Source organism: Oceanibaculum nanhaiense, assembly GCF_002148795.1.
Taxonomy (GTDB): domain Bacteria; phylum Pseudomonadota; class Alphaproteobacteria; order Oceanibaculales; family Oceanibaculaceae; genus Oceanibaculum; species Oceanibaculum nanhaiense.
Window position 1 is genome coordinate 60,780 of record NZ_MPOB01000013.1, and the last position, 6,786, is coordinate 67,565.

The 6,786-nt window shown below is 60.7% G+C and carries 9 protein-coding genes; 7 read left to right on the forward strand and 2 right to left on the reverse strand.

All coding sequences use genetic code 11. The features are described from left to right. Positions 1-59: 59 nt before the first annotated feature. Together mmsB and BKM74_RS16990 are read left to right on the forward strand one after the other, a co-directional pair. Complete coding sequence (mmsB, locus tag BKM74_RS16985) at positions 60-950, forward strand: 3-hydroxyisobutyrate dehydrogenase (protein ID WP_086466903.1); 891 nt, start codon at positions 60-62, stop codon at positions 948-950. Positions 951-1,058: 108 nt separating this feature from the next. Continuing rightward, positions 1,059-1,535: a MarR family winged helix-turn-helix transcriptional regulator gene (locus BKM74_RS16990; protein ID WP_086466904.1), complete on the forward strand. Its 477-nt coding sequence runs from the start codon at positions 1,059-1,061 to the stop codon at positions 1,533-1,535. 1 nt (position 1,536) lies between these two features. Here the strand turns inward: BKM74_RS16990 and BKM74_RS16995 are convergent, their stop codons facing one another. Then, positions 1,537-2,256: an LrgB family protein gene (locus BKM74_RS16995; RefSeq protein WP_086466905.1), complete on the reverse strand. Its 720-nt coding sequence runs from the start codon at positions 2,254-2,256 to the stop codon at positions 1,537-1,539. After that, positions 2,253-2,636 (reverse strand): CidA/LrgA family protein, encoded by a 384-nt coding sequence (locus BKM74_RS17000; RefSeq protein ID WP_086466906.1) that lies wholly within the window; start codon positions 2,634-2,636, stop codon positions 2,253-2,255. Before BKM74_RS17000 ends, BKM74_RS16995 begins: the two co-directional genes overlap by 4 nt. A gap of 102 nt (positions 2,637-2,738) precedes the next feature. Between BKM74_RS17000 and corA the strand changes: the two genes are divergently transcribed. The 5 genes from corA to BKM74_RS18625 all read left to right on the forward strand — a co-directional run bounded on the left by corA (position 2,739) and on the right by BKM74_RS18625 (position 6,733). Continuing rightward, entirely contained in the window at positions 2,739-3,875 is a 1,137-nt protein-coding gene (gene corA, locus BKM74_RS17005) for a magnesium/cobalt transporter CorA (RefSeq protein WP_086466907.1), read from the forward strand. A gap of 103 nt (positions 3,876-3,978) precedes the next feature. Then, entirely contained in the window at positions 3,979-5,481 is a 1,503-nt protein-coding gene (locus BKM74_RS17010) for a methyl-accepting chemotaxis protein (protein WP_086466908.1), read from the forward strand. 78 nt (positions 5,482-5,559) lie between these two features. Further along, complete coding sequence (locus BKM74_RS17015) at positions 5,560-5,892, forward strand: type II toxin-antitoxin system RelE/ParE family toxin (RefSeq protein WP_245825984.1); 333 nt, start codon at positions 5,560-5,562, stop codon at positions 5,890-5,892. Position 5,893: 1 nt separating this feature from the next. Further along, the gene (locus tag BKM74_RS17020) at positions 5,894-6,208 is read left to right on the forward strand and encodes a helix-turn-helix domain-containing transcriptional regulator (RefSeq protein WP_086466909.1); all 315 of its coding nucleotides are present in this window, start codon (positions 5,894-5,896) and stop codon (positions 6,206-6,208) included. Positions 6,209-6,223: 15 nt separating this feature from the next. Further along, a complete protein-coding gene (locus tag BKM74_RS18625) occupies positions 6,224-6,733 on the forward strand; it encodes a hypothetical protein (RefSeq protein ID WP_140056118.1) in 510 nt (169 codons plus the stop codon). The last annotated feature ends 53 nt before the right edge of the window (positions 6,734-6,786 follow it).

The following is a 6,786-nucleotide window of genomic DNA, read 5'->3' on the forward strand; positions in this document are numbered from 1 at the left end:
GCGGATAAAGCCGGAGACAACAAGAACGCACCGGTATATCCGGCGAACGGGAGGGTGAAATGAAGAAAATCGGGTTTGTCGGTCTGGGCAATATGGGCGGCCCGATGGCCGCCAATCTGGTAAAGGCCGGCTTTGAGGTGACGGGCTATGATCTCGTCTCCGCCAATCTGGATGCGGCGGCCAAGGGCGGCGTCCGTCCGGCGGCGAGCCTGGCGGAGGCGGTCAGCGGGGCGGAGGCGGTGGTGACCATGCTGCCGGCCGGTGCGCATGTCCGGGCGGTCTATCAGGATGCCGGCGGTATTCTCGAATCGGTGCCGCGCGGTTGCCTGCTGATCGACAGCTCGACCATCGATGTGGCCAGCGCCCGCGCGGTCGCGGCGGCAGCGGATGAGGCCGGTATGGAGATGCTGGACGCGCCGGTTTCCGGCGGCACCGGCGGCGCCGAGGCCGGCACGCTGACCTTCATGGTCGGTGGCGCGGACCGCGCCTTCGGACGGGCGGGGTCGATCCTGCAGGCGATGGGCAAGACGATTGTGCATGCCGGCGGTGCCGGCAATGGTCAGGCCGCCAAGATATGTAATAATATGATTCTCGGTATTTCGATGATTGGCGTGTCCGAGGCTTTCGCGCTTGCGGAAAAGCTTGGACTCGACCATCAGAGGCTGTTCGACATATCGTCTACGTCTTCCGGGCAGTGCTGGTCGCTGACCAGCTATTGCCCGGTTCCGGGACCGGTTCCGACTTCGCCGGCGAATCGCGGCTACCAGCCGGGGTTCACGGCGGCGATGATGCTGAAGGATTTGAAGCTTGCGCAAGAGGCTGCCGCACAGTCTGGCGCGTCAACGCCTCTAGGCGCGGAAGCAGCGCAGCTTTACAATCTGTTTTGCGCCCAGGGAAAGGATCGGCAGGATTTTTCCGCGATCATCAATATGCTTCGCGGCGCAGAGTGAAAGCGAATTGTGTTGACGACATGGCGTGTGTTAAGCGAAGGAAATGAAAGCAAAGTCGATAGACTGAGTGCTTAAGAGAAGCGCCATGCAACTGGGGGCGAGCATACTGTGAAAGATTCGTATCTGGAGGCGATTAAGCTAATTGAGAGGCTGCATCGCCAATTCCTCGAAGTCGTAAAAACCGAACTGGATCGCAACGGCATTGAAGATATTAACAATGTTCAGGCGCTGATTCTCTTCAATATCGGCAGTGATGAGCTGACCGTGGGCGAGCTGACCAACCGGGGTTATTACCTGGGGTCGAACGTCTCCTACAATGTCCGAAAGATGGTCGAGAACGGCTATCTGATCCAGGAACGGTCGCCACATGACCGGCGTTCGATCCGTGTCCGCCTGTCCGACAAGGGGCTGGCGCTATGCAAGAACATCGCCGCCATGTTCGAACGCCACGCCAACGACCTGGCCAAGGGGATAAGCAGCACCAAGGCCCTGGAAACGGCCAGCGAATCCTATCGGGTGCTGGAGCGTTACTGGGCCGATATGCTGGATTTCCGCGGCCGGTCCTCGATGCTGGGTACTGGCTGAGCTAAAGGAACAACGCCGCCAGCAATGGCAACAATACCGCCGTCGCCAGCGCATTCAGGCCCATACCGAGGCTTGCGAACGCCCCCGCAACCTCGTTGACCTGAAGTGCGCGCGCGGTGCCGATGCCGTGCGCGGCGATGCCTGTCGCCAGTCCACGGGCACGCCAGTCACGGATTCCCAGCAGGTTCAGCGTCCAGGTCGCCAGCATCGCGCCGGCGATGCCGGTCAGCAGAACCAGCACGGCAGTCAGCGAGGGCAGGCCGCCCAGCTTCTCTGAAATGCCCATGGCAATCGGCATGGTGACCGATTTCGGCGCGATCGACAGCAGGGTCTCGCGTGTCGCCCCCATCGCCCAGGCGACGCCGACGGCGCTCGCCGCCGCTGTCGCCGACCCGACGATCACGGTCGTGATGATGGCAAGGGCCGACCGTTTCACCGCCTGGAAGTGGATGTAGAGCGGGATCGCCAGTGCCACCGTTGCCGGCCCCAGCAGGAAATGTACAAACTGCGCGCCGTCGAAATAGGTCTGATAGGGCGTCTCCGTGACCCACAACAGCGCCACCAGCAGGATGACGGCGATCAGCACCGGGTTCGCCAGCGGAAACAGCTTCAGCCGCGTATAGATGAAATGCCCGGCCTGATAGGCGATCAGCGTCAGCGTGAGGCCGAGCAGCGGCGTGGTGGAGAGATAGACCCATATCTCGCGCAGATCGGCATTCATTGCCCATTCTCCGACCGCTTGGCCTCAGGCGCGTTCCGGCGGCCGCTCAGCCGCTCGAATCCCAGCATGACCAGCGCGCTGACCGCGATGGTAACCACGGTGGAGACCAGCAGGGACACGCTGATCGCGGCCCATTGATCGGCGATCAGCGACAAATACAGCACCACGCCGACGCCGGCCGGCACGAACAGCAGCGACAGGTGTTGCAGCAGCCCGCCCGCGGTGACACGCAGGCTGTCCGGCAGGTTTCCGCGCAGCGTCAGCGTCAGGAACAGTAGCGCCATGCCGATCACCGGGCCGGGCAGGGGCAGGCCGCCCAGCCGGGCGATGGTCTCGCCGATAAGCTGGAAGAGAAGCAGCAGCGTAATCGCATTCAGCATGAAACCCCCTGTCGGTTTTTACGGCTTGGCGGTTGCCCGGCGGCGGCGCCTGCCGTTACGGTTTGGTATCGTGCGATTTCGGGCAGATGAAGGAAAGAGGCGATGGCGTTGCTCTACGGGTCCAGCTATCAGATTCCCGGAACATCGCCGGGCGCGCTGATCGCGCCGGCGGACCAGCCGGCGGGCGAGGCGGTGCTGACCCTCACGCGCTTCGATTCCGGCACGGTCGAGGAAGCCCCGCATGTGACGCCGGAGGATTGCCGGACCTGGCTGGCGGAAGCGGCCGATGCCGCGGCGCAGCTGCCGGCGGCAGAGGGGACGGCCGGCAAGCATCCAAACCGGCCGATCTTCTGGCTGCATGTCACCGGCACGCCGGACGCTGACCTGGCGCGCCGGCTGCAGGACAGTCTCGGGCTGCACCCGCTGGCGCTGGAAGATGTGATGAATGGCGGCCAGCGCCCCAAGGTGGAACTCTATGACGAGCATCTGTTCGTCGTCCTCACCCATGCCGACTATTCCGGCCTCGATCTGCGGCTGTTTCAGACCAGCCTGTTCCTGAAGGGCAATCTGGTCATCAGCATCGATGCCGGCGATGACGGGCTGTTCCAGCCGGTCCGGCAGCGTCTCGTGCAGGGCGGCCGGCTTCGCCAGCTGGGGCCGGATTACCTGCTCTATGCGCTGATCGACATGGTGGTGGACCATAAATTCCCGCTGCTGGAACGCATGGGGGCAGAGATCGAAGACCTGGAGACCGACCTGCTGGAAGACCCGCCTGCCGACGCCAACAAGCGGCTTTTGAAGCTGAAGCGCAATCTGCTGCTGCTGCGCCGCCAGCAATGGCCGGAGCGCGAGGTGCTGAACCTGCTGCTGCGCGGCGACAAGGAGATGGGCATCGGCAAGAAGACGCTGCCCTATCTGCGCGACAGCTACGACCACACCGTGCAGCTGATGGATCTGCTGGAAACCTACCGCGAGGTGGTGACCGAACTGCAGAACGCGCTGATGCTGGCGGCCAGCAACCGGCTGAACGACATCATCCGGGTGCTGGCGGTGATCTCCGTCATCTTCATGCCGCTGACTTTTATCGCCGGTGTCTATGGCATGAATTTCGACCCCCAGGCCGGCTGGCTGAACATGCCGGAACTGGGCTGGGCCTATGGTTACCCCGCAGTGATGCTTTTCATGCTCGGCCTGACGGTCGGTATGCTGTGGTTTTTCAGAAAACGCGGATGGCTGTGATCCGGTAGGCACGTTGAGGCGTACAAGTTGAAACCTGTAAATAAGATTTACGTTTAGAGAACGAAACGCCTCAACCCTACCTGACCATTCCCGGAGTACCAGAATGTTTCTTTCCAGCGGCGCTGCCGACGCGCGCGCAAAATGCGCTGCGCTCGACAAGTCCCAGGCGGTCATCGAATTCGCACCCGATGGCACCATCATCACGGCAAACCAGAACTTCCTCGATGCCATGGGTTACGGCCTGCATGAAATCCAGGGCAAGCATCATGCGATGTTCCTGGAGCCCGGTTATCGCGACAGCGCCGATTATAAGGGCTTCTGGCCGGCCCTGGCGCGCGGCGAGTTCTCGACCGGCCAGTTCAGGCGTCTGGCCAAGGGCGGCCGGGAAATCTGGCTGGAGGCCAGCTACAACCCGCTGACCGACGGGCGCGGGCGGATCTATAAGGTGGTGAAATACGCCACCGACATCACCGCCGCGAAGATGGAGGCCGCCGACACGATGGGCAAGCTGCAGGCGATCTCGCGTTCGCAGGCAGTCATCGAGTTCGAGTTGGACGGCACCATCATCACCGCCAACGAGAATTTCCTGAACACGATGGGCTACCGGCTCGACGAAGTGGTCGGCAAGCACCATGCGATGTTCGCCGACCCGGCCGAACGCGACAGTGCCGGATACCGCGCCTTCTGGGCAAAGCTGGGACGCGGCGAATTCGAGGCCGGCCAGTTCCGCCGCGTGGCCAAGGGCGGCCGGGAAGTCTGGCTGGAGGCGACCTATAACCCGATCCTGGACGCCAATGGCCGCCCCTGGAAGGTGGTAAAATTCGCCACCGACCTGAGCGCTCGCAAGCAGCAGAACGCCCGGCTGGCGGCAGAGTTCGAAACCGGCGTCCAGCAGCTGGTGAAAGATGTCGCCGGCTCCGCGCTCGGCATGGAGGAGACCGCGCAGTCGATGGCGGCGGCGGCCGACCAGTCCAACCAGCAGGCCGCGATGGTCGCGGCGGCGGCCGAGCAGCTGTCCGGCTCGGTGGATGAGATCGCCCGGCAGATCGCCGATTCCTCCGGTGTCATCGGCACTGCCGTCGCGGAGGCCAAGCGCTCCGAGGCGATGGTGAGCGAGCTGGTCGGTGCAGCGGAAAAGATCGGGCAGGTGACGCAGATCATCAGCGAGATCGCGGCGCAGACCAATCTGCTGGCGCTGAATGCCACCATCGAGGCAGCGCGGGCAGGGGAGGCCGGCAAGGGCTTCGCCGTGGTCGCCTCCGAGGTGAAGTCGCTGGCCACCCAGACTGCCAAAGCGACCGAGGAAATCGCCCAACAGATCAGGGGCATCCAGGAATCCAGCGGGGCAACCGCCTCGGCGATCCGGGAAATCGGACAGATCATCGACACGGTGAACGGGATTTCCAGCTCAATTTCCGGCGCGGTGGAGGAGCAGTCCGCCGCCACCCGCGAGATCGCCACCAACATCAACGGTGTGACCCAGGCGGCGCAGGAGACCGGGCGCTCGGCGAACAACGTGCTGGGGACGGCCCGCGCGTTGAACGGCCAGTCCAACCAGCTGAGCGGCCGTGTCGAGGACTTCCTGGTGAATGTCCGGGCGATGTAGTCGCTTATCGCAGTAGCGTTACGGCAGGAAAATTCTCTAAGATAAACGACTCTTGATTGGTGTCGTAAAAGTTACCATATGATGGTCGAGATTAGGGAATATGCCGACGAGGAAGGCTGCAGCCCTTTCGCGGATTGGTTCGAGGGGCTGGATGCGATGGCAGCGGCCAAGGTGACGGTAGCACTTGCTCGCCTTGGCACCGGGAATTTCTCGAACGTGAAGGGAGTAGGAGCGGGCCTTCTTGAATATCGAATCGATTTCGGTCCCGGCTATCGGCTGTATTTCGGCAAGGACGGCGACACTCTGGTTATCCTGCTGGCCGGTGGCACGAAGAGACGCCAGCAGAAGGATATCGAGGCGGCCCAGGCGCGCTGGGCAAACTACAAGGCGCGCAGGAAAGGGAGAGAGTGACATGCCGCTGACCCGGTCGTTCAAGGAAACGGTCCGTGCCCGCGTCCAGCGCGACCCGGCCTTTCGTGCCGCTTTGCTGACCGAGGGCGTCGAGGCGCTGCTGAGCGGCGATGTCGAAACCGGCAAGGCGGTCCTGCGTGATTACATCAACGCTACCGTTGGCTTCGAGCAGCTGGCCGCAGCCACCGGCACGCCGTCGAAAAGCTTGATGCGAATGTTCGGCCCCGCCGGAAACCCCAGCGCCCGGAATTTATTCTCGGTGATCGGAGAATTGCAGAAGGCGGCAGGAGTGAATTTGCAGGTTCATACCGCATGATTGGGGATAAGGCTCATGGGGTGTAATATTGTTGATGTTCCAAGTCATTATATTGGAGATTTCAAAGTTGGCGACAACATTGCGTACAATTCCGATGTTTTATGTGAGCTGGTAAACTCAAATGATGGCGGAAGGTTTAATAAATTAATAGTAATTCAGGCGGCATCGATTTTAGAGGCCTCTCTCGGGGAGATTATTTACCGTGCACAGAAATTCTACATAGAGGGGTTGTCTGGCATAAAAGAAAAAGACTTAGAGGAAATTCGAGGGAAGAAAATTGATAAACTTAACAATATAATACTCATTATGCAGAAATATAAAATTCTGCATAATTTATCCGAGACTATATATTCAGAAATTAATGAATTAAGAATTCTTAGAAACAAAATACACATACAGGACGATATTGGGAATGGGTTTTCCCGTGATGAAGATGCTGTATTCACTAATGAGTTGCGTGATCGCTGTCTGCGTTTGCTGCTGCTAATAATTGAATTCCTAAGAGTCTGTCCGGAGACTTTATGATTGATTGCAGAGCTTTCTGATCATGAGGCGGATGGAGGCGAGTTTCAAGAAGG